The 1,413-nt window shown below is 38.0% G+C and carries 1 pseudogene; it reads left to right on the plus strand.

Annotated features, from left to right (window positions below):
- Positions 1–118: 118 nt before the first annotated feature.
- Positions 119–1,409, plus strand: a pseudogene (locus tag EJN67_RS06645) (IS110 family transposase).
- The last annotated feature ends 4 nt before the right edge of the window (positions 1,410–1,413 follow it).

A 1,413-nucleotide genomic window follows, 5' to 3' on the forward strand; every position in this document is an offset into this window, starting at 1 on the left:
TTTGGCTGGTTGAGGCCAGCTTTTTAGCTGGTTCCTCGTGTCACATGCAAGGTTATTTACTTACATGGAAAGGAATGGATACTTTAAGTCCAAATAATTTTAAAAGGAGATATTTAACATGAATTTCAAACCTATTGCTGGTATTGATGTGGGCAAGTTCTTTAGTGAGATGGCCATTCTTTCACCATCTAACAAAGTGGTTGCCCGAATGAAAATTAACCATGATTCCTATACTGATGTGAAAAGAGCCATTGAACTATTAAAAAAAGCGGAAAAGGACTTTGATTCAAGGCCCTCCATCGTCATGGAATCTACTGGGCACTATCACAAAATCCTTTTCCATTCACTTTGTAAGTTTGGATTTGAGGTCTCTATCATAAACCCCATCCAAACTGATTCTATCAAAAATATTGGAATAAGGAAAGTAAAAAATGATAAAATTGATGCCCAAAAAATTGCTCTGCTCCATAGATTTCAAGAATTAGAAACTACCAATATACCAAATGAAGATATTGAATGCCTAAAGAGCCTTTGTCGCCAGTACTATAAGCTAAGTGATGAGCTTACTGCCTATAAAAATAGACTTACAGGCATTGTTGATCAGCTTATGCTTAGCTTCAAGGATGTTTTCTCAAATATCTTTTCTAAAACCGCTATGGCTGTTTTAGAAGAGTATCCTACACCTACAACAATAATCAAGGCTGATAAGGATAAACTGGTTTCTATAATCAAAGGAAATTCCCGCAAAAGTCTTGAGTGGGCAACAGCAAAGTATGAATTACTAGTCCTCAAAGCGAAGGAGTTTGAGCCCTTAAGCGTTAATAATACTGCTAACGTAACAATGCTCACCGTTTATATCTCTATGGTTAAAAACCTCCAAGATAATCTTACTAACATCTTAAAGGCAATTCACCAATTAATTAACGATGACTTGTCAAAGGATGTGCCTGTAATATCCCCGACTCTTGAACTTCTTCAAAGTATCCCTGGCATAGGCTTTCTTACAGCTGCTACTATCATTGCTGAGATCGGTGATTTCTCAGCGTTCTCGAAAACCACAAAAGCTAGTTGCATACTTTGGAATTGATCCTTCAGTAATGCAATCTGGGGAATTCACTGGTACCCGTAACAAGATGTCTAAAAGGGGCTCAAGGCTGCTTAGGCGGGTACTCTATACTACGGCACTTGCCAATGTGCGAACTAAACGGAACAATGAGCCATGTAATCCTGTACTTATGGATTTCTATAAGAGAAAGTCACAGAGCAAGCCTAAAAAAGTAGCTTTAGGGGCAGTTATGCATAAACTTGTTTATATCATCTTTGCTGTTCTCAGGGATAGAAAACCTTTTGAACTACGTACTCCCGAAGAACATGCTAAGATGCTTACAAGAAAGCATACTGCAGCTTAGCAGT

The organism is Xylanivirga thermophila (assembly GCF_004138105.1).
GTDB lineage: Bacteria > Bacillota > Clostridia > Caldicoprobacterales > Xylanivirgaceae > Xylanivirga > Xylanivirga thermophila.